18 protein-coding genes and 1 pseudogene are annotated in these 23,368 nt (G+C 35.4%); 11 read left to right on the top strand and 8 right to left on the bottom strand.

All coding sequences use genetic code 11. The features are described 5' to 3' along the window. The 8 genes and pseudogenes from ICJ84_RS12230 to ICJ84_RS12195 form a co-directional block, all read right to left on the bottom strand. A complete protein-coding gene (locus ICJ84_RS12230) occupies positions 1-1,599 on the bottom strand; it encodes a sodium:solute symporter family transporter (RefSeq protein WP_188216691.1) in 1,599 nt (532 codons plus the stop codon). Positions 1,600-1,604: 5 nt separating this feature from the next. Continuing rightward, entirely contained in the window at positions 1,605-2,210 is a 606-nt protein-coding gene (locus ICJ84_RS12225; RefSeq protein WP_188216690.1) for a TetR/AcrR family transcriptional regulator, read from the bottom strand. A gap of 98 nt (positions 2,211-2,308) precedes the next feature. Further along, positions 2,309-3,628, bottom strand: a pseudogene (locus ICJ84_RS17015) (sulfatase); the annotation flags it as partial. Between the two features lie 168 nt (positions 3,629-3,796). After that, the gene (locus ICJ84_RS12215) at positions 3,797-4,495 is read right to left on the bottom strand and encodes a DUF459 domain-containing protein (protein ID WP_188216689.1); all 699 of its coding nucleotides are present in this window, start codon (positions 4,493-4,495) and stop codon (positions 3,797-3,799) included. A gap of 11 nt (positions 4,496-4,506) precedes the next feature. After that, positions 4,507-5,901 (bottom strand): alpha-L-fucosidase, encoded by a 1,395-nt coding sequence (locus ICJ84_RS12210; RefSeq protein ID WP_188216688.1) that lies wholly within the window; start codon positions 5,899-5,901, stop codon positions 4,507-4,509. 52 nt (positions 5,902-5,953) lie between these two features. After that, on the bottom strand, positions 5,954-7,006 hold the full coding sequence (locus ICJ84_RS12205) for a glycoside hydrolase family protein (protein WP_188216687.1): 1,053 nt from the start codon (positions 7,004-7,006) through the stop codon (positions 5,954-5,956). A gap of 18 nt (positions 7,007-7,024) precedes the next feature. Beyond that, positions 7,025-8,551 (bottom strand): sulfatase family protein, encoded by a 1,527-nt coding sequence (locus ICJ84_RS12200; protein ID WP_188216686.1) that lies wholly within the window; start codon positions 8,549-8,551, stop codon positions 7,025-7,027. Between the two features lie 260 nt (positions 8,552-8,811). After that, entirely contained in the window at positions 8,812-11,616 is a 2,805-nt protein-coding gene (locus tag ICJ84_RS12195) for a TonB-dependent receptor (protein WP_188216685.1), read from the bottom strand. A 635-nt stretch (positions 11,617-12,251) separates the two neighbouring features. On the opposite strand from ICJ84_RS12195, the gene ICJ84_RS12190 reads away from it, so the two are divergent. The 11 genes from ICJ84_RS12190 (at position 12,252) to argH (ending at position 23,288) form a co-directional block, all read left to right on the top strand. After that, positions 12,252-12,869: a GNAT family N-acetyltransferase gene (locus tag ICJ84_RS12190; RefSeq protein ID WP_188216778.1), complete on the top strand. Its 618-nt coding sequence runs from the start codon at positions 12,252-12,254 to the stop codon at positions 12,867-12,869. Between the two features lie 8 nt (positions 12,870-12,877). Then, the gene (locus ICJ84_RS12185; protein ID WP_188216684.1) at positions 12,878-14,056 is read left to right on the top strand and encodes an argininosuccinate synthase; all 1,179 of its coding nucleotides are present in this window, start codon (positions 12,878-12,880) and stop codon (positions 14,054-14,056) included. Positions 14,057-14,148: 92 nt separating this feature from the next. Next, positions 14,149-15,132, top strand: a complete 984-nt coding sequence (gene argC / locus ICJ84_RS12180) for an N-acetyl-gamma-glutamyl-phosphate reductase (RefSeq protein WP_188216683.1) — start codon at positions 14,149-14,151, stop codon at positions 15,130-15,132. A gap of 21 nt (positions 15,133-15,153) precedes the next feature. After that, a complete protein-coding gene (gene proC / locus ICJ84_RS12175) occupies positions 15,154-15,945 on the top strand; it encodes a pyrroline-5-carboxylate reductase (protein ID WP_188216682.1) in 792 nt (263 codons plus the stop codon). A 1-nt stretch (position 15,946) separates the two neighbouring features. Beyond that, positions 15,947-17,086, top strand: coding sequence for an aspartate aminotransferase family protein (locus ICJ84_RS12170; RefSeq protein ID WP_188216681.1), 1,140 nt, complete (start codon positions 15,947-15,949; stop codon positions 17,084-17,086). 52 nt (positions 17,087-17,138) lie between these two features. After that, positions 17,139-18,335 carry a glutamate-5-semialdehyde dehydrogenase gene (locus tag ICJ84_RS12165; RefSeq protein ID WP_188216680.1) on the top strand — a complete coding sequence of 399 codons (1,197 nt, stop codon included), beginning with the start codon at positions 17,139-17,141 and terminating at the stop codon, positions 18,333-18,335. Position 18,336: 1 nt separating this feature from the next. Further along, complete coding sequence (gene proB / locus ICJ84_RS12160) at positions 18,337-19,098, top strand: glutamate 5-kinase (RefSeq protein WP_188216679.1); 762 nt, start codon at positions 18,337-18,339, stop codon at positions 19,096-19,098. A 23-nt stretch (positions 19,099-19,121) separates the two neighbouring features. Then, positions 19,122-20,060: an N-acetylornithine carbamoyltransferase gene (locus ICJ84_RS12155; RefSeq protein WP_188216678.1), complete on the top strand. Its 939-nt coding sequence runs from the start codon at positions 19,122-19,124 to the stop codon at positions 20,058-20,060. After that, positions 20,053-20,835 (top strand): acetylglutamate kinase, encoded by a 783-nt coding sequence (gene argB, locus ICJ84_RS12150; RefSeq protein ID WP_188216677.1) that lies wholly within the window; start codon positions 20,053-20,055, stop codon positions 20,833-20,835. Before ICJ84_RS12155 ends, argB begins: the two co-directional genes overlap by 8 nt. Position 20,836: 1 nt before the next feature. Continuing rightward, a complete protein-coding gene (locus ICJ84_RS12145; protein WP_188216676.1) occupies positions 20,837-21,907 on the top strand; it encodes a M20 family metallo-hydrolase in 1,071 nt (356 codons plus the stop codon). 106 nt (positions 21,908-22,013) lie between these two features. Further along, complete coding sequence (gene argH / locus ICJ84_RS12140; RefSeq protein WP_188216675.1) at positions 22,014-23,288, top strand: argininosuccinate lyase; 1,275 nt, start codon at positions 22,014-22,016, stop codon at positions 23,286-23,288. Positions 23,289-23,368: the final 80 nt, after the last annotated feature.

Here is a 23,368-nt window from a genome sequence, read left to right as displayed (position 1 = left end):
TTAGAAAAATATAGTGTAAATGGTCAGCATAATAACAACCAAAGCCAAAGCAGTTATGTTTACTAAAGTTGAAGGGTTTTTAATTTTTAAATAAAAGGCACTGGAAACGTTCTGGTTGGACTTATCAAAATAGGACACTGTAAAATAAATTACAGAAGATACGATAAAAAAGACATAGGTTTGTCTTAGCCAGTTAATGCCTAGTCCTTCGGGATTTGAAACAAAATTGGTCATACCATTAAAAGAACCATATTTTTCAAATAAAAAGACTCCTCCAGCGAATAAACTTCCTATTAAGAGTGTAGCAAACGATGCATTTGCCGTACCTTTTCGATAAATAATACCCCACAGAAATACTGCAACTATCGAAGGTGCAAAAATACTAAACATTTGATTTATAAGTTCGAATATGGCACCGAGATTACCTAAAAAAGGAGACCAGATGGTGGCTATAGTTAGCACGGTAATTCCTGTAATTCGACCAATGCGTATTTTGGTTTTGTCGTTAAGTCCTGGTTTTAGCTTTTCGAACACATCGTATACAATTAAAGTAGAACAACTGTTTAATGCAGCGGCAACACTACTCATTACAGCAGCTAATAACGCCGCTATCATTAATCCTTTAAGACCTAAAGGCATCAATTCCATAATCATTATGGGTAATACATTCTTGGTGTCCTCACCAATTTGATCCTGGAATAAAGCAAAGGCTAATATACCTGGTACAATCATTAAAAATACGGGCAGGATTTTAAGAAATCCAGCAAATATAGCACCTAATTTAGCTTGCTGTTCCGACTTGGCGCCTAATACACGTTGTACAATGGTTTGATCGGTACACCAATACCAAATACCAAGTACCAGATGACCTAAAAGAATATCGCTAAAGGTAAACCCGGTTTTTTCGGTGTTAAAACTTACGGCATTCCAACGGTCTGGGTCTACAGCTTCTTTCAGAGCTTCATAGGAATGAATTCCAACCTCAGGTAATTGTAATATAGCCAAGATTAAAATCACTAAGGAGCCGAAAATTAAAATGATAGTTTGTACAGTTTCAGTAATAACAACCGAAGATAATCCGCCTACAACCGTATAAATTCCCGTTGCAATGGCAATAATAATAATGGAAATCCAAATGTTAATGCCGAAAATATATTCGAAAACGACTGCACCTGCATAAAAACTAACGCCAATATGCATAAACAAGGCTGCCAAAATGCTAAAAATAGCCAGGATTACCCGAGATCGTCCATCGTAACGTTTTTCAAGAAATTCAGGAAGTGTTGTTATTTTTGTTCGTAAATAAAATGGGATAAACACAAAGGCAAGAATAAGAAGTTCGAAGGCCGAGAACCATTCAAAATTACCCCAAACCAGGCCTTCTCTAAATCCAGATTCGGCAAATCCTACTAGATGTACTGTTGATATGTTTGAAGCGAAAAGAGATGCTCCAATAACAGACCAGGTTAAAGATTTACCAGCCAGAAAATACCCTTCACTGGTTTTCTTTTTTTTACGTGAATACCAAAGACCGAGTAATACGATACCAACAATGTAAATGATGATAACTAATAAGTCCCAAATGGCGATAGATTTCATATAATTTAGAGTTTATTGTAAGTTATTTTACCCTGCTTGGTCAAGTGGGGCCATACCAGCTCCCAAACATAGGTTGTTAATTTTGGTTCTTCTTCTGTTGCAAATTTTGGAAATATTTCTTGTTGAGAATTCCAGAAGGTTATGAGAATACGAATGCTGTGTTGTAATCTTAAATAACTGCCGGGTAGGGATTCTTTTTTTAGATATCCAAAAGCATTAAAGCGTTCATAAAAATCGGTCATTTGTTCACGTCTTACTCTCAAGGTAGCTTTTAGCAGGGTGTTTAGGTTTGGGAAATTTCTGGAAATTTCTAAAACATCTAAATTGAAAAACAGGTATTTGGTTTGAAAGGTTTCTAATTGTAGAAGTAATTCGTTAAATTGAATCATTGGATCTTTCGTCGCATCTTCAATTTCATAAACCTTAGAAATTTCATTGCGCATTTCACCGTAAATTCCCATAAGAAGATCTTCTTTAGTAGGGAAATGATATTCTAAATTCCCATGACTCATTCCTAGAGATTTAGCGATGTCCCGACTTGTAATATTTCTAAGTCCGTGTTCGTTATAAAGGGCAATTGCCTGATTAATTATTTTCTGTTTGGTATTCATCTTTCTTAGAAGTGAATGTCAAATATAAATAAAAATAACTTATTTAGGGCGTTTGCCCTAATTATTTGTTGCGTCGTAAATTTTAAGAGTTTTGATTTTTAATTGGGGGTTGAATAATACGGATTTGGATATGGCATTTTAGCGTTAACATTTTTACGCCATTCATGCAAAAGGGTTTTAAGTTCTTCTACTTTCTCAGGATTAATCTTAGCAAGATTTTGACTTTCACTTATGTCTTTTTTAATATTATAAAGCTCTACGCTCATATCCTCATAAAATTCGATTAATTTAAAATCACCAAGACGAACAGCTCCAGATGGTGTGCCTCCCAAACCACCACTATAGTGCTGATAATGCCAGAATACAGGTCGATCTTTAAGAATTTTATTTTCAAGCGCAGATTTCAAACTGAGACCTTCTAAGTCTTTAGCTTTACTGTTTTCTATATTTGCAAGATCTAACAAAGTGGGGTAATAATCTATACCTGAAACGGGTATTTCACATGTTTGTCCGTTATATTTTTCGCCGAATTTAATAACCAGTGATACGCGAATACCTCCTTCATACAAATATCCTTTACCGGCTTTTAAAGGTAAATTACTTGTTGGAATATTGTCTGTACGATTATTTGTTGCCATTCCACCATTATCTGATGTAAAAACCACAATGGTGTTTTCTTCTAATTTAAGTCGTTTTAAAGTTTCTATTACGCGACCAACATTTTCATCCATACTTTCAACCATGGTAGCATAATGAGGCATATTTTGTTGCTGTTTTATCCATGTTTTACCATTTAAAACGAAACCATCATTTGAGCTATTTATGGTATTTAATTTTTCCTGATATTTTTTAACTTTATCAGGCTTTCCTTGCATAGGCAAATGTACAGTGTAAAAGGAGAGATAAGCGAAAAACGGCTGGTTCTTGTTTTGTTCTATAAAATGAATAACCTCATTGGTTAAACGATCGGTTAAATATTCTCCTTCATAACCATCTGGTAGTTCTGGGTTTTTATAAGGAGAAAAATAACCTGACGATGGATGCCCTGTGTTATTACCTCATATATTAATATCAAATCCCTGAAATTGTGGATAATATTTTTCTTCTTCAGCTAAATGCCATTTTCCTGCCATCATTGTTTTATAACCCGCATCCCTAAAAGATTCAGCAATGGTGTATTCATTTAAATCGAGATAGTTTTTTAAGGCATGAGATGTTAATGTCTGGTCTTTGTGAGGGCCATAACTTTTATTTCCGGGAAGATAATCTGTAAGGTTTAATAGTGCGGGAGTCTTTCCTGTCATGATTCCTGCTCGAGACGGAGAACATACGGGGCAGGCAGCATAGGCATTGGTGAAAATAGTACCGTTAGCTGCCAAATTATCAATGTTTGGAGTTGCATAAAAAGAACTTCCTGTATATCCTAAATCAGACTAGCCAAGGTCATCAACTAGAATAAAAAGAACATTAGGTTTCTTAGAATTTGAATTTTTATTGCTTTGTAAAAAACAGGACAAGGCTATAAATACTGATATAATTGCCAACACTATTTTTTTGTCATGATTTCCAAGTTGCGTTTAATCGATTTATTCGTTTATAGCCTTTGCTACTATTTCAGCTATAGTTAGATAGCCTGCTTTGTTTGGATGAACGCCATCTTCTACGGTGAAAAACTCGGGTTTATTATTTAATGGTGTGTTTAAATCTATAAAGTTGACTTTCTCTTTATTAGCCACTGTTTGAATGATGTTTATTAATTTTTGTAAACGTGATTTTCTGATGGTTAAACCTTTTATACGTTCATCATTTAATCCTGGAGTTTCCAATACCATTGGGGTTGGTGCACAAATATAAATTTCAGGGTGTGAAGGGATTTGCTTTAATTCATTAATCAAATCAATATAATCTGACTTAAATTCATCGTTATGTTCCCAGCATATTCTTGAGCCACAGGTGCCCATACCGCAAGTATCATTCGTTCCTAAACTTATAATAACAAGGTCTGGCTGTGACTCTTTTATGCCTTGTAGTTGTTGCCAAACATTAGGGCTACCTTTTCGAATAAGAGTGCAACTGCTTACTCCAAAATTAATGACATTATAATTAGCGCCAAGAAGAGTCTGTAATTTAGCAGGATAAGAATCCTGGTCCGGGTTTTCCAGTCTGGCTCCAAACGTAATACTATCACCAACACAGGCTATCGTTTTTGTTTTTTTTGAAGAACAAGCCACGAGTAGAAAAGCTAAAAAGCCAGCTGATATATATAGTAAACGTGTTTTAAACATGGCTTAATATTTTAGTCGGTAATGTGAAAAACCTCAAATGATTTTATTTTAGGGGTATCTTGAGATGCTGTTATTTTTAAACGTACTTGAGAGACCTCTATGCCATCGAATTTATAGATGAATTTATGTCCTATACATGAGCCTTCGAAAATAGTTTTCCATCCGCTTTTTGTTTTGCCTTCGAGAATGAAGTTTCTAACACGTTCACCATGTGAAATATCTTCTGTAATCACAACCTGATTAACCTCTTGTGCATTAGGAAGTTTTACAGTTAGTTTACTTTTGTTACCAGAGGCACTCGCTACAGGGGTTGAAAAATTGCGTTTAATGTTTTCACCGAACTCTTTAAGACGTTTTACATCTGCTTCAGGAACTAAGCCATTAGGGTCTGGAGTGATACCTAAAATGAGAGATGTGTTATGTCCTACAGAATTACAATACATATCCATTAAATTTTTTAAAGGATAAATGTTTTCATCGTCATTAGGTTCCCAAAACCACTCATGGCGACCATTAAATCCTCTTAACGGTGCATCACTCATAGCCGGCATGTAAAATTTTCCATTCGGATCTCCTGTTTTTAATAACTTAAAGTTGTTTTTAAAAATAACTTCTTGATTAGTTGAATGCGAGTAAGGAAAAGGGTAGTTACCCCAACAAGGGTAAGGTACAGTACCAGATTCACTCCCTCCCCAACGAATATCTGCTCTTTGTGTATTGTGATAAAAAACAATGTCCTTTTGATATTTTTCTACAATCGGTAAAATATCTGCTCCGCCTTTTTCCGGTCCGTGGGCTCCACCATCGAACCAAACGATAGCTAAATCGCCATAGCGTGACATAAGCTCATCTACCATGCCCTCGCACATGCGATTGTAATGTTGCTGTCTGTTTTTAGCAAAATCACTGTTTCCCTCTACTATAAAGTCGTGAATACCAAAAAACGAATTCCAACGAATTCCAATGTAAATTCCCGGTTTTACTCCATATTTTCTGCACGATTCTACAAAATCCTTTACAATATCACCTTTGCCATCTCTCCATTTAACGGCTTTTAGAGAATAAGGATTAACATCACTTTGGTAAAGGGCAAAACCTGTTTCGTGAGTAGCCGTTAAAATAGCAATTTTACAACCTGCATCTTTAACCGATTTTATCCACTGGTCTGTGTCTAGTTGCTCTGGATTGAATATGTTTATATCTTCTACAGGTGTGATTCTATTGTGTGATTGGTTATAGGTTTTTCCATCAAAAACATGTAGATCGTAATGAAAAACAGCAACTAATTCTGCATTTTGCCAATCTAATTGCGCTTGTGTTGGTATGGGAATTGCAGTTTTAGATTGCGCCGTAGTTTCTAATGAGTTAAAAAGAAAAATAATTAAAATATATATGTATTTAGACATGTTATTTTTTTAAAAAATTGACTATTAATTACTGTTTGCTTGTTAATGTATTTTAATTTTTGAATTTTAGAATATAACTTATAGTACAATCACCACCATAAATATTTGTTCCAGAAGGGACATAAAGGTAAGCAGGCTTATTATCTAGAAATAAAATCTGAGGACGTTCAAATTTTGCATAAGATTTAGTTTTTGGGCCATAATGTACCGCTGCTTTATCCATATTGACATTGGTGTATTGATTGATACGATGAAATCCTTTTTCATATTCATTGAAGTGAATACCGTCATTTGATTTCCAAAGAATACCACCTCCGGCTTCTATAATACCATGATTGTCGGTAGTGAGCAGGCAAAATTGCCCATCATACATAAAAGCATAACCATCTTCTATATTTTGATCGTTTGCTGTAACAGGAAAAGGAAGTTGAACATAGGGGCCTTCAAGATTTTCAGCGATGGCAAGACCCATTTTGGCTTTTTCAGATTTGAAATATAGAAAGTAGCCGCCATTTGGATGTTCTAAAAAGGCTGGATTATTTACCCCATTACTAGCTTTGTAATTCCAGTAGTTTGGATTTGAAGGAGGGGTAAGTATTTTTCCATTTTCGGGGGCTTTTTTCCAAGGGCCGTACAAGCTTTTAGATACTGCCATACAGATGTATTGGTTAGATGGATGTTTTTCAATACCATCATTAACAATATAAAACAAAGCATAAGAATCTTCGGTTTTTTTAATTACTGGGTTGTGTGGAGCATATATTTTGGTAACTAATGGGTTTACTGGAGATTTTAGGTCAATATCGCCCTCTACTACAACATCTAAAAATGTAAACGGACCTTCAGGAGAATCTCCAATGTAATGAGCTATTTCACTATGCGTACGCCAGCCTGGATCAACGTTGAGTTCGCAAGGCCATCGAGCAACAAAAAGATGTACTTTACCAGCTTCATCTATTATGGGTGATGTGCCCCAAATGGTATAGCCAGGTTCCTCAATAGCAGTGCCCACAAATTCCCAATGGTCAGCAAATGATTTGTTATTTTGAGAAAACCCTACTGTTACTACAAGAAGAGTAATTACAAAGGAAAAATGATGTTTCATATTTTTAGTTTAGCTTTTTTAGTGATTACTATATCCTTTTATTTTATACTGATTGAGTATGGATGTTAATTCCTTTACCTTTTCAGGATTAATATCATACTGGTTATGCTGTTCGGATGGGTCGATATCAAGATTGTAAAGTTGTCCTTTTGTTTCTACAGGAAAGCCTTCAATTTTTAAATTCTTACTAAATCCTCCAGAGTTTTTACCTAAAATAAGTTTCCAATTCTCTTTTCTTATGGCAAATGTGCCATCTCCAGAATGATGAACTATAGTTTGTCTTAAGCTATTTTTATTGTCTTTGCCTAATAAAACTGTAGATATATCGTAGCTATCTTCCATTGAATTTGTGTCTTTTTCAATACCAAGGATAGAACAAACAGTTGATATAATGTCGGTTTGACAAACAAGTTGATTGCTTACCGTATTTTTTTTAATTTTTTTAGGCCAAGTAACTATAAAAGGTACGCGATGACCACCTTCCCAAGCATCTGCTTTTATACCTCTCCAAGGTTTACTTGGGTCATGTCCATATTTTTTTACCGATGTAATTTCGCCACCCATATTAGTGCCATCTCTTTGTGGTGAACCGTTGTCAGAGGTGAAAATTAGAAGAGTGTTTTCATACTGGCCTGATTTTTTAAGTGCTTTGATAATTTGACCAACAGACCAATCTACTTCATTAACGAAATCGCCGTATAAGCCAGCTTGACTTTTTCCTTTAAATTGATTTGTGGGAGCAATTGGAGTATGAGGGGCGGTTAATGCAAAATACAGGAAAAAGGGATGCTCTTTTTTAGATTCTTGTTCGATGTAGTTTACTGCTTTTTCTGTAATTTTTGGCATCACGTTAGTTAAATCCCAGCCTTCAGCCATTGGTCCTGGTGCGCCATACATATTTTTAGGTTTAATATGGTTTGGAATTTCTAAGAGTTTATCGTTTTCGAAAAATGCATACGGTGCAAAGTTGGGTACATCATCACCATAATAGTAATCGAAACCAGCTTCTAGAGGTCCACCCCCAAGCGGTTTTGAAAAATCTATTTTTTCATAAAAATTGTTTCTGTCTTTTAAGGTGTTGTTTCCAATAGCAATGGTATCGTTCATATATTCTCCATTAATATTCGAAGGCCAAAGCCACCCTAGATGCCATTTACCAATACATGCTGTTTGATAGTTTTTGGTTTTTAATAATTTAGGAAAAGTTAATCTGTTTTTTTCTATTAATGGTTTATCCCACATTTTAAGCACCCATTCTTTTAAATCTGTTCGCCAGGCGTATCTTCCAGTTAATATGCCATAGCGGGTGGGTGTACATACGCTACTTGGAGAATGAGCATCGGTGAAACGCATACCTTCACTTGCCAAATTGTCAATATTAGGTGTTGGAATCTTTGATTCTGAATTATAAACTTGAGGATCACCATAGCCTAAGTCGTCAGCCAATATGATTACTACGTTTGGTGCTTTTTTTTCATTAGAACAAGAAGAAAATAAAATTGTAAACGCAATAAGGAGGAAGGTTAGTTTATATTTAAAATGCATATTTAATACGATTAAGCTTTGATTTAATTTCGTTATTGTCTTTTTTAAAATAAGTCAAATATAGTAAAAAAAACACTAATTAGGGCTCTTGCCCTAATTAGTGTTTTTGAGGTTTTATATATAGATAATTTTTATATTCGATTAACTTTTGACTTCATGGATATTAAAAATAAAAGCCACACAAATAAAAGGTTGATAATATTTTGAAGAGTTTGAATTTTTACATTATGGAGTAAAAAAAAGTAAGTTCTTTTTTTGTCTTAAAATGTATAGCTTAATTTTAAAATTGAACCCCAAGGTAACACTGGTACAACGATAAAACTTGCATCAGGGTTTTCTTCAATGTAAGATTTTGTTGTACCATTAGCACTGGCACCAAAGCTATTGATTCCATAAAAATTAGCAAGACCTTCAGAATTGAAAAGATTGGTGATGAGTAAGCTGGCAGTCATGTTCTTTGTGATTTTGTATTCTAACCCTAAATCGAAAATACTATAAGCGGGAAGTTGGAATGCGTTTGCTACATTAGCCTCTCGTTTGCCCATAAAATGCCATGTCATAAAACTTGAAAAGGCTTTCAAATTGTATTCAGTAGTCATGTTAAACATAAGTTTAGGGTTAAAGGGTAGAGTATTGCCTGAATAGTCAGTAATACTATCATCTGCTGCATCTGCAGTTCCTGATGCTTCATAAAGGGTCCAGGATTTGGTTTTAGGATTTTGAAGTGTTCCGTTAAATATAAATCTGAGGTTGTTTATTGGAGCATAAACACTTTCCCATTCTAATCCAAAGGTTTCAGAGGAGTTAAATTGAATAGGAGTATAGAAAATTGAATTATTAGCATTGTCAAATTCAAAATTCGAACTGCCTATATTTTCAAGCTGACTATAAAATAATGTTCCGGCTACTGAAATATGTTTTAAACTTGACTTTAAACCAATTTCAATTTGATGTATTTTTTGAATTTCCCCTTTTTCGTTAATAGGAACATTAGAGAAATTATTGAAATAATAATTTAATTCAGGAGCTTTATTGCCTTTAGAATAACGCCCGAAAAGAGCTGTGTGGTTGGAGGATTTATAATTAATGCCAGCCGAATAAGAAATGTAATTGTATGTGCTATTAAATTCATCTATTTCTCCGGAAGGAGTTAGTATACCATTGTCATAATCCGTAAGAGGATTTTCGTCTAAGCCTCCTTCTTGAGAGAAAGGTTCGTAACGGTCGTTACTGCCTTTGTGTGTTATGGATTCAAACCTTAAACCGAAATCTAAATTAAGTTTATTTGTAAGATCCCAGCTGTCATTCGCAAAAGCTGCTAGCTGAGTTATGTTAGCTCTGCTATTTCCGAAAAATAGGCCGCCATAGTTGCTAATTCCGTTTTCATCTGATAAGGTTACAACAGGTTGATCAGGGTTTTCTAATGTTACGAATAACATCTTCGGATTCGTATCGTAAGTAACAAACCCAAAACTACCTTGAGTAAATACTGAAGTTTTTGAAAATCCGGATGCTAATCCAAAATCAAGGTTATGACTTTTTAGTTGTTTACTTAGTGTTAATTGTTGAATTAATTCGTCGGCCGTATTGTTTTTTAACCAGGTAGATGTTCCCATAATGGCATCGTTTGGAAGGCGACCATCGGTCAAATATAGAAAAGACTCACCAGATAAAATTCCGCTATTGTCAATTCTTGCAATTTCAGAACCAGACTGAGTGTCTCTGAAAACAACTTCTCCTACGGGAAATTGAGCACCAGTAATAAAATAAGCTAACGGATTATTTAGGGAAACGAAGGCATTACTAATAGATGTTTGCCAATTTGCTATCTTCGCTGAGAATTTAATATTGTTTTTTATGCTCCAGCTGTTGTTTAAATCTTGAAATAAATCTAACCCAAAAGCATAGTCTTTGGCATGAACACCTTGGGCGGGATTGAAAGTATTAGAGGAAGTTAAATTGCGACCATCAGGGATTTTAGTTTTAAATTCTGGCATCATCAAGGCCATTGAATTGAAGTTTTGTCCGAAAGCAGGAGTTGGATCGTTCCAATTCCTAGCGGCTACACCAGTGTAACGATTGGTTTTGTCATTAAGAAATTTTCCGTAGAATTTAAAATAACCGTTATCATTCTCTTTTCTAAGATTAAATTTAAGTTGTCCGCCTTTACTAAAAGTGAAATTAGTATTTCTGGCCCCATCATCATGACGGTAATGGCCTCCCGCGTTAAAAAACCAACTATTACCTAAGGGGCTTCCTATAGTAGCATCAATTCTGTATAACATGTTGTTGTTATTTTGGACACCAGATTGCAATTGAATTTCTCCTCCTAAAGCATTTCTCTTTCCATTAGAAATAAAATTGAAAATACCTCCGGGAGCATTCATTGAGGTGATAGATGTTTTTCCTCCTCTAATGGCTTCCAGTTTAGTGGTTGTTATATCATTTCGATAAAAAATATCGGGAGCATAATACGAATGTTGAATAAGGCTTATGGGTAAGCCGTCTTCTTGAAGTGAAATATAGTACCAACCCATGTCGTCTTCTGCTGACGCTGAAACACCTCGAGTATAAACACGAGTAAATACTTCTCCTGCAGAAGCATCTGTAAACATTCCGGAAACAGTTTGAAGTATTTGAGCAGTGCCACGAGGTGCAATTTTTGATAAGTTATTTTTATGTAATGTGCTAACAGAGGTACTGGATTGTAATTTTGATTTGGGGCTGAAATTTCCGGTAATAATCACGGTTTCCAGATTTAGTAAATCATCTTCAAGAATATAAGATAATTCCAAATCTTTATTGTTAATCGTTATAGCCTCATGAATATCTTTAAAGCCTAAATGGGTTAAAGAAAGTTTGTAATTGCCATTGGGAATGTTTGATAATTGATATAATCCGTTTGAAACATTTATCGAATAATTAACAGCAGGTGTTAGATGAATAATTGAGTTTTTAAGGTTGTTTCCGTCGCTATTTTTTACATTGATAAAGATTTGATTTTGAGAAATTAGTTGAAAAGAATATAGTAAAATAAAGATGAGAAGTGTGGTGTTTTTTTTCACGAATAGTTTATTAAAATTTTAAGTCGATAGGCTAAAAGCAAATATATAAATAAACTTATGTGGCATATTGTATAATTTAATTTTCATGTAATTTGAAATTTAACCAGTTATATATAGGTTGATGAGATAGTGATTATTTGTGAAATTTTCAATAGAAATATCTTAACACGAGTTATTTGTAAGTAAAAAACGAAAATTGGAGAAATATTAATAATTTTCGATGAAAAATTGAGGTTTTTATAGAACGCATGTTTTTGTTTGAAAAAAATATGTAATTTTGCTTCATCTAGTTAACGAAAGGGGCTTATGCCGACGATTTAGAGTTACTATTATGAAAACGACAAATTATATTTATACTCAAGTTAATGCTCAGTTTATGAGCATATTATTTAACGCATTTATCCCTGCACGTCGTTTTCGCCGCCCCTTGAGGGTTTAATAATTTATTTAGAAGTAGGTGTGCCCTGCTTCCTCAAAAGAAAAGAATCCATTTATTTTACCTAAACTTAACTCACTTTCAAGGTGATGTGCTATTTTTTAGGTTAAATTCTTTTAATTTTATTCGGATTCAAAAACAAGCAACAAAATTTAAATTATAATATTTTATTTATAACCTAGATTGGTTTATGAAAAACATTGAGGTATTAATTGCCAATAAATCACATGCTAAATACGCAGAAATTATCTGCGATACTATTGCCGAATCGGCCGCTGTTAGAGGGACTGGTATTGCTAGACGTTCTCCTGAATATATTACCAAAAAACTAGAGAACGGTAATGCTGTTATCGCCTTGGAAGGTGATAAATTTGCCGGCTTTTGTTATATAGAGCTTTGGGGACACGGTAAATTTGTGGCAAACTCAGGATTGATAGTACATCCAGACTACAGGAATGTAGGTCTGGCCAAAAAGATAAAACACAAAATATTTAAGCATTCAAGAACAAAATTTCCTGAAGCTAAAGTATTTAGTATAACTACCGGTTTGGCGGTAATGAAAATGAATAGCGATTTAGGATATAAACCGGTACCGTTTTCTGAGTTAACCGACGATTCAACATTTTGGGATGGTTGCCAAACCTGTAGAAACTATGACGTATTAACACGAACCAATAGAAAAATGTGTTTGTGTACAGGTATGCTTTACGACCCTAAAGCAAAGGATGAAAAACATAAAAAAATTAAAGAAAAGGTTTTCAATAGATTAAAACATATTAAAGAAACCATGTTCTTAAAAAAAAAAGATCAAAAGTAATATAGCAGATGAAAAAATTAGTAATTGCCTATAGTGGCGGGTTAGATACTTCGTATTGTGCAGTAAGTTTATCAAAAGAATTTGAAGTGCATGCTGTAAGTGTGAACACCGGTGGATTTACCAAAGCCGAGATAGATAGAATTGAAGCAAATGCCTATAAAATGGGGGTAACCACCTATAAAAATATAGATGCTGTAGCAACATTCTACCAAAAAGTAGTGAAATACTTAATTTTTGGAAACGTTTTAAAAAATAATACGTATCCATTATCTGTAAGTGCAGAGCGCATTGTTCAGGCTATTGAAATTATTGAATACGCAAAAAGTATTGATGCCGAGTACATAGCTCATGGTAGTACAGGTGCAGGAAACGACCAGGTTCGCTTCGATATGATTTTCCAAACGCTTGCTCCGGAAATTGAAATTATTACACCTATTAGAGATAAAAAATTAACAAGACAGGAAGAAATCGACTATTTAAAAGCAAATGGTGTCGATATGCCTTGGGAAAAAGCGAAGTATTCTATTAACAAAGGACTTTGGGGAACCAGCGTTGGAGGTTCGGAAACCTTAACCTCTGAAAAACCATTACCAAGTGAAGCGTATCCGTCTCAGTTAAAACATACCGAAGAAGAGAAAGTAAAATTAACCTTTGATAAAGGAGAATTGGTTGCTGTAAATGGTGTGGAGAATGATTCTGAAATCAATATTGAAACCTTAAATAATTTAGCATCAGCGTATGCGATTGGTCGCGATATTCACGTCGGAGATACTATTGTTGGTATCAAAGGTCGTGTAGGTTTTGAAGCTGCAGCTGCTTTAATCACCATTAAAGCACACCACTTATTAGAAAAGCACACACTTACCAAATGGCAATTACAACATAAAGAATATATTGCGAGTTTCTACGGTATGCATTTACATGAAGGTCTGTATTTAGATCCGGTAATGCGCGATATGGAAGCCTTTTTACAAAGTAGTCAGGACAAAGTAAGTGGTGATGTAACGGTAACTTTAAAACCTTACCACTTTACCTTAGATGGGATTTCGTCTGAACACGATTTAATGAGTGCGAAGTTTGGCAGCTACGGAGAAGAGAATAAGGGCTGGACGGCAGATGAAGCGAAAGGGTTTATTAAAATCTTTGGTAATCAGAATAAAATTTACCAACAGGTAAACTCAAAATAAAATAATCAAGAGTTGTCATGCTGAAATGTCATACTGAGCGGAGTCGAAGTGTTGTTTCAGCATCTCACCACATGGTTAAAAAACAAATAAAAATGAAAAATATTCAGGTTGGAATTATTGGAGGAGCAGGGTATACTGCCGGGGAATTGGTTCGATTATTAATCAATCATCCTCAAGCAGAACTTAACTTTGTATACAGTACATCTAACGCAGGAAATAAAATAAGTAAAATTCATCAGGACCTTGTTGGTTCTCTGGATTTAGAGTTTACCGATACGGTAAATCCAGATGTTGATGTGTTGTTTTTGTGTTTAGGACATGGAAATTCGGTAAAGTTCTTATCAGAAAACACTTTTTCTGAGACCACGAAAATCATCGATTTAGGAAACGATTTTAGGTTAGAAGCCGATAAAGTTTTCAACGGAAAAACTTTTGTTTACGGTTTGCCAGAACTACAAAAAGAAGCTATTAAACAAGCCAGTTATATTGCTAATCCGGGCTGTTTCGCAACGGCAATTCAGTTGGGGTTATTGCCTTTAGCTAATGCAGGGTTATTAAATACCGATGTACATATTAATGCGGTTACCGGTGCAACTGGTGCAGGAACGTCGTTATCGGCGACTTCACATTATGCGTGGCGCGATAATAACTTCTCGTATTACAAACCGTTTACGCATCAGCATTTAGGTGAGATTAACCAGTCGGTGAAGCAATTACAAAACGGATTCGATTCTGATATTTTGTTTATGCCTAACCGTGGAAATTTTTCAAGAGGTATTTTTGCGACGCTTTACACCGATTTTGAAGGTTCGGTAGAGGAAGCTAAAGCGCTTTATAAAGAGTTTTATAAAGGTGCTGAATTTACATTCATTTCTGATGACGAATTACATTTAAAGCAAGTAGTTAACACTAACAAGTGTTTAATTCATGTGCATAAGCATAATGGAAAGTTGTTAATTACCAGTATTATAGATAATTTATTGAAAGGAGCTTCCGGACAGGCCGTTCAGAATATGAACTTAATGTTTGGTTTAGAGGAAACCACGGGGTTGAATTTAAAAGCGACTTATTTCTAATAAAAACGAACCAATCAACATATGAAAATAGCAGTAATAGGAATCGGTAATTTAGGAAGTTCAATAGCTAACGGACTCATTAAAAATAATACCTTTTCATTGTATTTAAGTAGCCGAAAAGCGAGTAGTTTAGAGGCGTTTAAAGGCGTTGAAAATGTAAAAACCACTAACGATAATGCTTGGGCTGTAGAACAGTCAGATATTGTTATTTTCGCTTTACAACCTAAACATATCGACAAGGTTCTTGCAGAAGTGTCAGGAAAAATTACCGAAAACCATATTGTTATTTCTGTGGCTGCCGGTGTTGAGATTCCTAGAATTGAAAGCATTATTGGTAGCGATAAAAATATTATGCGTGTGATGCCAAATACAGCGATTTCCATAGGAAAATCGATGACCTGTATTGCAGCCAATGATAGAGCTCAGGATAAAGTGAGTTTAGCTCAGGATATTTTTAATCAGTTAGGAACTACCTTGGTAATTCCAGAAGAATTAATACAGGCGGCAACGGTTATTTGCGCTAGCGGAATTGCTTTTTGGATGCGTTTGGTTCGTGCTACGACGCAAGGTGCTATCCAGTTAGGGTTTGAAGCTCATGAAGCACATCAATTGGCCACACAAACGTGTTTCGGGGCGGCCAGTTTATTAATTGAAAGTGGTAAGCATCCGGAACAGGAAATCGATCGTGTAACGACCCCGAGTGGTTGTACCATTGAAGGTTTAAATGCCATGGAGCACAACGGATTAAGTTCAGCCTTAATCCAGGGAATTGTCGCTTCATTTGAAAAGATTAATCAAATTAAAAAGAATTAAAATGCCATTATTTGACGTTTATCCATTATATAATGTAACGCCTGTTTCGGCGAAAGGTATTCACGTTTACGACGAAAATAATACCGAATATTTAGACCTTTACGGTGGTCATGCTGTGATTTCCATTGGTCATGCGCACCCTAACTATGTGGCTGCTATTACCAATCAGGTGAATGCTTTAGGATTTTATTCGAATGCAATTCAAAACCCGATTCAGGTAGAGTTGGCCGATAAATTAGAAGCCCTTTCAGGTTGCGAAGGGTACAATTTATTTTTGTGTAATTCAGGTGCCGAAGCGAATGAAAATGCTTTAAAATTAGCCTCGTTTAAAACCGGAAAGTCACGCGTGGTGGCGTTTAAAAACGGATTTCACGGACGAACATCGGCCGCTGTTGCAGCAACCGATAACCCTGGAATTATTGCGCCAATTAATGCACAGCAGGAAGTGACCATTCTGGAGTTAAATGATATTGAAGGTGTAAAAACCGAGTTGGAAAAAGGTGATGTTTGTGCTGTTATTGTTGAGTTTATTCAGGGTGTTGGTGGTTTAGATCAGGCAACAGCAGAATTTTTCGAGCAGGTTGATGCGCTTTGTAAAGCGAACAACACCTATTTTATTGCCGATGAGGTGCAATCTGGTTACGGACGTTCAGGGAAATTCTTCGCTTTTCAGCATTATAATGTGACTCCTGAGGTGATTTCAATTGCTAAAGGCATGGGAAATGGATTCCCTATCGGAGGAATTTTAATTCATCCGGATATTGAAGCAAAATACGGGATGTTAGGAACCACTTTTGGAGGTAATCATCTAGCTTGTGCTGCAGGTTTAGCGGTGTTAAACACCATTGAAGAAGAAAATTTAATCGACAATGTAAATGCGATGTCAGAGTATTTCGTTTCGGTTGCTAAAACTATTCCGCAAATAAAAAATATTAAAGGACGCGGCTTAATGATTGGTTTAGAATTCGATTTTGAAGTCGGTGATTTAAGAAAGAAATTAATTTATGATCATCACATTTTTACCGGTGGAGCTTCGAATAAAAAGTTATTAAGAATTTTACCGCCATTAGCTATTAAAAAAGAACACATCGATCAGTTTTTCAAGGCATTAAAAAAGGAACTTGAAGCGGTTGAAGTGTAATAAAATAACGTGTCATTTCACCGATAGGAGAAATCACATAAGGACATAAAAAATGAACACCTTATTATCAATTGAAACAAGAAATGCTGTATTACTAAAAATGGCTGCTCTTTTAGAACAGGAACGAGCGGCGATTATAGAAATAAACAAAGGCGATTTGGAGGCTTACGATGGTGACGATATTTCCATGTACGATCGTTTAAAAGTGAATGATGCCAAAGTAGATGAAATGATTGCATCTGTAACCCATTTGGCATCTCAGGCAGACCCCGTTGGTGTTGAGCGTTTTAGTTTCAAACATGATAATGGCATGCAGGTGTATAATAAAACGGCATCGTTTGGTACGGTATTGATTATTTATGAATCACGCCCAGATGTCACTGTTGAGGCTGCAGGTATAGCCTTTAAATCGGGAAATAAAATTTTACTCAAAGGCGGAAAGGAGTCAACCAGTTCTAATTTAAAAATTGTGGAGTTGTGGCATGAAGCGTTAAAAGCTAATGGAGCTTCGACTGATTGGGTAGAGTATTTGCAATATAACAGAACTGAAACCCAGGCATTTTTAGAAAAACCAACGCAAAGAGTGGATTTAATTGTGCCTCGAGGCGGTGAGCGATTAATAGAATTTGTTAAGCAGCATGCGACTTGTCCGGTAATAATCAGTGGACGCGGAAATAATTTCGTGTATGTTCATAAAGAAGCCGATTTAGAGATTGCTTTAAACGTAATTATCAATGCGAAGACAGCTAAGATTTCGGCCTGTAATGCGTTAGACAAAGTGTTAATTGATTCAAATCTTCTGAATAAGGAAAACTTTATAACCACTTTAATTTCAAAATTAAAAACCTTTGATGTTCAGATTTTAGGTGATGAAAATTTAGTAAAGTTTGAAGGTGTTCAGCCAATAGAATCAGATGATATCTGGTATCAGGAGTTTTTAGATTTTAAAATTGCTATAGCTGAAATCGGTTCGACTCAAGAGGCTATCGCGATGATTAATAAATATTCAGGTGGCCATTCGTCTTCAATTATCACAATTAACGATCATGAAGCCAAAGTGTTTATGGAAAATGTAGATACTGCAGCGGTTTACCACAACGCGTCAACCCGTTTTACCGATGGCGGTCAGTTAGGGCTTGGTGGAGAATTGGCTATTAGTACAGATAAATTGCATCAACGTGGCCCGATTGGTTTACAACATTTAGTAACGAATAAGTGGTATGTTCACGGTAACGGACAAATACGATAGAATGAAGAAAAGACGCATATTACTAAAGGTTGGGTCGAATACGCTAACTAAAGAAACCGATAATATTTCCAGAGGAAAAATCGAGGATTTAGCAAGTCAGATTGCACAATTAAAAGATACTTGTGAGTTTGTAATTGTTAGTTCGGGTGCTATTGCTGTGGCGAAACAGTTTGTAAAGTTGGAGAGTAAACAAAAGGATGTTTTTGTAAAACAAGCTTTGGCTTCTATAGGTCAGCCGCATTTGATTAGAATTTATCAGGAAATTTTTAGAGAATACGGATTGTTAACCTCACAGTGTTTATTGTCGTATTCTGATTTTGAAAAAAAGGAAAGCCGAACCAATATAGTTAATACTATTAATGTGTTGGTGAATAACAATTACATTCCGATCATTAACGAAAATGATACGGTTGCTACCGATGAGATTAAATTTGGCGATAACGATAAATTAGGTGCTTTAACGGCATCGCTTTTGGAGGCCGATTTATTCATTATTGCAACTAATACGAACGGCATATATACTAAAGAATCTATAGAGAATGGTACGCCAAAAACTATAGAATTAGTTGAGGATTTTGAAGCATTGCAAAGTGAAGTAGTAAATTCAAAATCAACGCATGGAAGTGGAGGTATGCAATCTAAAATAGAAGCTGCTACTGTAGCTAAAAACGCTAATATTGAAACTTGGATTGTAAACGGACTGGAAGATAATTTTATTCTAAATGCTTTCGAAGATAAAGTGCCATTCACCAAGATTAAATAAATTAATAAAATAAATAAGGACAAATGAAACATTACACCTCCATACACGATATCGATGACATCAATTCTTGGATTGAGGACGCTAAAGCCTTAAAAAAAGACCCGTTAAAACATTTAGAGTTAGGTCGTAATAAAACCCTTGGGTTATTATTCTTTAATTCTAGTTTACGAACGCGGTTAAGTACTCAGAAGGCGGCATTAAACTTAGGAATGAATCCTATTGTAATGAATGTTTCAGGAGACGCCTGGGGTATTGAGTTTGGAGATGGTACCGTGATGAATGGCAATACAGCCGAACATATTAAAGAAGCTGCAGCTGTAATTTCACAATATTGTGATGTGATAGCCGTTAGAGCCTTTCCAACATTAACAGATAAAGCTAAAGATGAAAGCGAAGAGGTGTTAAATGCTTTTAAAAAATACGCATCTGTACCGTTGGTAAATATGGAGAGTGCTACGGGACACCCATTACAGGCCTTAACCGATGCGATTACCATTTCAGAATATAAGAAAAAAGACAGGCCAAAAGTCGTGTTAAGCTGGGCACCACATATTAAAGCTTTGCCGCATGCAGTAGCCAATAGTTTTACCCAAGCCATGCAGAAAATGGATGTCGATTTTGTAATTACAAACCCCAAAGGGTATAACTTGTCTCCCGATATTGTTGGAGATACACCGGTAATTCACAATCAGGAGGAAGCTTTAAAAGATGCGGATTTTGTTTACGTAAAAAACTGGAGTAGTTACGAAGACTACGGAAAAGTAGTTAATACAGATCCAAATTGGATGATAACGAAAGAAAAAATTGGTGATGCTAAGTTTATGCATTGTTTGCCTGTAAGACGAAATGTGATTGTTGAAGATGCCGTTTTAGATAGCGATAGCTCCATCGTGATTCAGCAGGCCAATAACAGAACTTATGCGGCGCAATTAGTTCTTAAAAAAATATTAGAGAATGCCTAAAGAAAAACTATCCATAGTAAAAATAGGCGGAAACATAATTGAAGATGCTTCAGCTTTAGAAGCCTTTTTGAAACTATTTTCAAGGTTAGAAGGAAAGAAGATTTTAGTGCATGGTGGTGGTAAACGTGCCACGCATATCGCTTCAAAACTAGGTATAGAATCTCAAATGGTTAATGGTCGTCGTATTACCGACGCCGAAACTTTAGAGGTGATTACCATGGTTTACGCTGGTTTGGTGAATAAAAATATTGTAGCTCAGTTACAAGCTTTACGTATTAATTCCATTGGATTAACCGGAGCCGATGCGAACAGTATTACTTCAGATAAACGTCCGGTGAAGGAGGTTGATTTCGGATTTGTTGGTGATGTGAAATCTGTGGATTATAATTCGGTGAATAAGTTAATAGAAGCCGATTTTACCCCGGTTTTCTGTGCCATTACGCACGACGGTAAAGGGCAATTATTAAATACAAATGCCGATACCATTACTTCACAAATTGCTATTGGAATGAGTGCATTGTATGAAACATCTATTAACTATTGTTTTGAATTAAATGGGGTGTTAGAAGATATTAACGACAAAAATTCCGTAATTAAACATATCGATACCAAATTATACGCCGAATTGCTTGAACAAGGTATTATAGCCGATGGTATGTTACCCAAATTAGAGAATTGTTTCGACGCGCTTAATAATGGTGTTTCAAGTATAAATATGGGAAATACGTCGATGTTAACACAGGAAAATGATAATTTTACAACCATAACATTATAATATGACCCAACAGGAGTTAAAAAACAATGCGATACATCTATTAAAACAATTAATAGAAACTCAGTCTTTTTCTTCGGAAGAAGATCAAACCGCATTGCATATTGAAGATTGGTTTAAACGTCACGATATAGATTATAAACGAACTCAAAACAATGTTTGGGCGGTAAATAAGCATTTCGATGAGAGTAAGCCTACCTTGTTGTTAAATTCGCATCACGATACCGTAAAACCTAACAGTGCTTACACAAAAGATCCGTTTAAAGCCATAGTTGAAGATGGAAAGTTATATGGTTTAGGTAGTAATGATGCCGGCGGATGTTTGGTGTCTTTAATAGCCACATTCACGTATTTTTATAATACCGAAGATTTAAAATATAACTTAGTTATTGTCGCTTCCGCGGAAGAGGAAAGCAGTGGTCCAAACGGATTAAATAGCATGCTACCTATTATTCCGGAAGTAGATGTGGCTATTGTGGGCGAACCTACTTTAATGAATCTGGCTGTTGCTGAAAAAGGTCTGGTGGTTTTTGATGCTGTAGTTTCCGGAACACCAAGTCATGCCGCACATCCAAACAATAATAATGCTATTTATAATAGTATTGAAGTCTTACAATGGTTTAAAGATTTTAAGTTTGAAAAGACTTCTGAGGCTTTAGGAGATGTAAAACTTACGGTAACGCAAATTAATGCCGGATCACAACATAATGTTGTGCCTGGTCATGTGGATTTAGTCATTGATGTTCGTGTAAACGATGCTTATAGCAATACTGAAATTGCCGAAATTTTACAAGCTCAGTCGCCATGTACGAGCATTAAACCAAGAAGCTTGCGCTTAAATTCATCAAGTATTCCTGTAGATCATCCATTAGTTAAAGAAGGTGTGGCTATGGGAAGAACAACGTATGGGTCGCCAACATTATCAGATCAGGCAGTGTTAAGTTGTCCCTCGTTAAAATTAGGGCCAGGTGACAGTACGCGGTCACATTCGGCAGATGAATTTATTTATTTGAGCGAAATTGAAGAAGGTATCGATATTTACATTGAACTGTTGAATCGGGTAATTGTAAAATAGAATAGAGAAACAAGAATAAAGAATCAAGACATTTTAAGTTTTTTGTCTAAAAACAAAGAGATCTTTTTTCTTGATTTTAATTTTTTAAGAATTAAAAATTTACGAAATGAAACTTTGGGATAAAGGGATATCAATCGATAAAAAAATAGAACAGTTTACAGTTGGTAACGACAGAGAAATTGATATTCACATTGCAAAATACGATGTTATAGCATCAAGAGCACATGCCAAGATGCTCCATAGAATTGGTATTTTAACTACGATTGAATTAGAGCAACTATTAGGCGGTTTAGATATTTTAGCAAATGAAATTGAAGCAGGTGAGTTTGTTATTGAAGCTCAGTTTGAAGATGTGCATTCTAAAATAGAATATGAACTGACTGCAAATCTGGGTGACGTTGGAAAAAAAATCCATACGGCACGTTCAAGAAACGATCAGGTTTTAGTAGCGTGTCATTTATACTACAAAGAAAATCTTGGTTTAGTTAGAGATAAGGTGAAAACACTTTTTGAAACCTTATTAAGTCAGGCTGAGGTTTATAAAGATAAGGTGTTACCAGGGTATACACATTTACAGGTAGCCATGCCATCGTCTTTTGGGTTGTGGTTTTCAGCTTATGCCGAGCAAATGATTGACGATGTGTTTTTAATCGATGCAGCCATTAAAACAGTAGATCAAAATCCGTTAGGATCTGCAGCCGGTTACGGTAGTTCATTCCCAATCGATCGTGAATTTACTACTAAAGAAATGGAATTTGCTACATTAAAATATAATGTGGTTGCGGCACAAATGGGACGTGGTAAAAACGAACGTACTATTTCGGCGGCCTTAGGAAGTTTAGCAAATACCATGGCGCGTTTCGCTATGGATACCTGTTTGTATATGAGTCAGAATTTCGGTTTTATTTCTTTTCCAGATGAATTAACAACCGGAAGTAGCATCATGCCACATAAAAAGAATCCGGATGTATTCGAATTAATTCGCGGCAAGTGTAACAAGATTCAGGCATTACAAACCGAAATGATTTTAGTGACTAATAATTTACCAAGTGGCTATCACAGAGATTTTCAGTTGTTAAAGGAAAACATGATTGCTGCCTTTGAAGAAATTAAAGACATTCTGGATATCTTTAATTATTCTATTCAACAAGTGATTGTTAAAGATGTCGATATTCACAGCGAGTTGTATAAATATTTATTTACGGTTGATAATATCAATACGCTGGTTGTAGAAGGTCAGACTTTTAGAGAGGCTTATCAAAAAATTGGAGGTCAGGTTCAGGACGGAACTTATGTGCCGGATACCTCAAAAAAACACACGCACGAAGGTAGTATTCACAACTTATGTTTAGATAAAATTCGAGAAAAATTCCCGAAGTAAACGGTGTTAACTGAAACAAAAATTGAAATCACATTATAGAGGAAACCTCCTTTTTAATGTGATTTTTTATTTAATAGAGG

It is taken from the genome of Aestuariibaculum suncheonense (assembly GCF_014596935.1).
In the GTDB taxonomy this organism is placed as follows: Bacteria; Bacteroidota; Bacteroidia; order Flavobacteriales; family Flavobacteriaceae; genus Aestuariibaculum; species Aestuariibaculum suncheonense.
The sequence above is the reverse complement of the archived record's forward strand: the minus strand, read 5'-3'. Positions and strand labels throughout refer to the sequence as shown.

Excerpts from the sequence above, each read along its gene's own strand:
- ICJ84_RS12200 (WP_188216686.1), bottom strand. The coding sequence starts at position 8,551 with ATGCATTTTAAATATAAACTAACCTTCCTCCTTATTGCGTTTACAATT.
- ICJ84_RS12155 (WP_188216678.1), top strand. The coding sequence starts at position 19,122 with ATGAAACATTACACCTCCATACACGATATCGATGACATCAATTCTTGG.
- argC (WP_188216683.1), top strand. The coding sequence starts at position 14,149 with ATGAAAAATATTCAGGTTGGAATTATTGGAGGAGCAGGGTATACTGCC.
- argH (WP_188216675.1), top strand. The coding sequence starts at position 22,014 with ATGAAACTTTGGGATAAAGGGATATCAATCGATAAAAAAATAGAACAG.
- proC (WP_188216682.1), top strand. The coding sequence starts at position 15,154 with ATGAAAATAGCAGTAATAGGAATCGGTAATTTAGGAAGTTCAATAGCT.
- ICJ84_RS12225 (WP_188216690.1), bottom strand. The coding sequence starts at position 2,210 with ATGAATACCAAACAGAAAATAATTAATCAGGCAATTGCCCTTTATAAC.
- argB (WP_188216677.1), top strand. The coding sequence starts at position 20,053 with ATGCCTAAAGAAAAACTATCCATAGTAAAAATAGGCGGAAACATAATT.
- ICJ84_RS12205 (WP_188216687.1), bottom strand. The coding sequence starts at position 7,006 with ATGAAACATCATTTTTCCTTTGTAATTACTCTTCTTGTAGTAACAGTA.
- ICJ84_RS12210 (WP_188216688.1), bottom strand. The coding sequence starts at position 5,901 with ATGTCTAAATACATATATATTTTAATTATTTTTCTTTTTAACTCATTA.
- proB (WP_188216679.1), top strand. The coding sequence starts at position 18,337 with ATGAAGAAAAGACGCATATTACTAAAGGTTGGGTCGAATACGCTAACT.
- ICJ84_RS12145 (WP_188216676.1), top strand. The coding sequence starts at position 20,837 with ATGACCCAACAGGAGTTAAAAAACAATGCGATACATCTATTAAAACAA.
- ICJ84_RS12165 (WP_188216680.1), top strand. The coding sequence starts at position 17,139 with ATGAACACCTTATTATCAATTGAAACAAGAAATGCTGTATTACTAAAA.
- ICJ84_RS12215 (WP_188216689.1), bottom strand. The coding sequence starts at position 4,495 with ATGTTTAAAACACGTTTACTATATATATCAGCTGGCTTTTTAGCTTTT.
- ICJ84_RS12230 (WP_188216691.1), bottom strand. The coding sequence starts at position 1,599 with ATGAAATCTATCGCCATTTGGGACTTATTAGTTATCATCATTTACATT.
- ICJ84_RS12170 (WP_188216681.1), top strand. The coding sequence starts at position 15,947 with ATGCCATTATTTGACGTTTATCCATTATATAATGTAACGCCTGTTTCG.
- ICJ84_RS12185 (WP_188216684.1), top strand. The coding sequence starts at position 12,878 with ATGAAAAAATTAGTAATTGCCTATAGTGGCGGGTTAGATACTTCGTAT.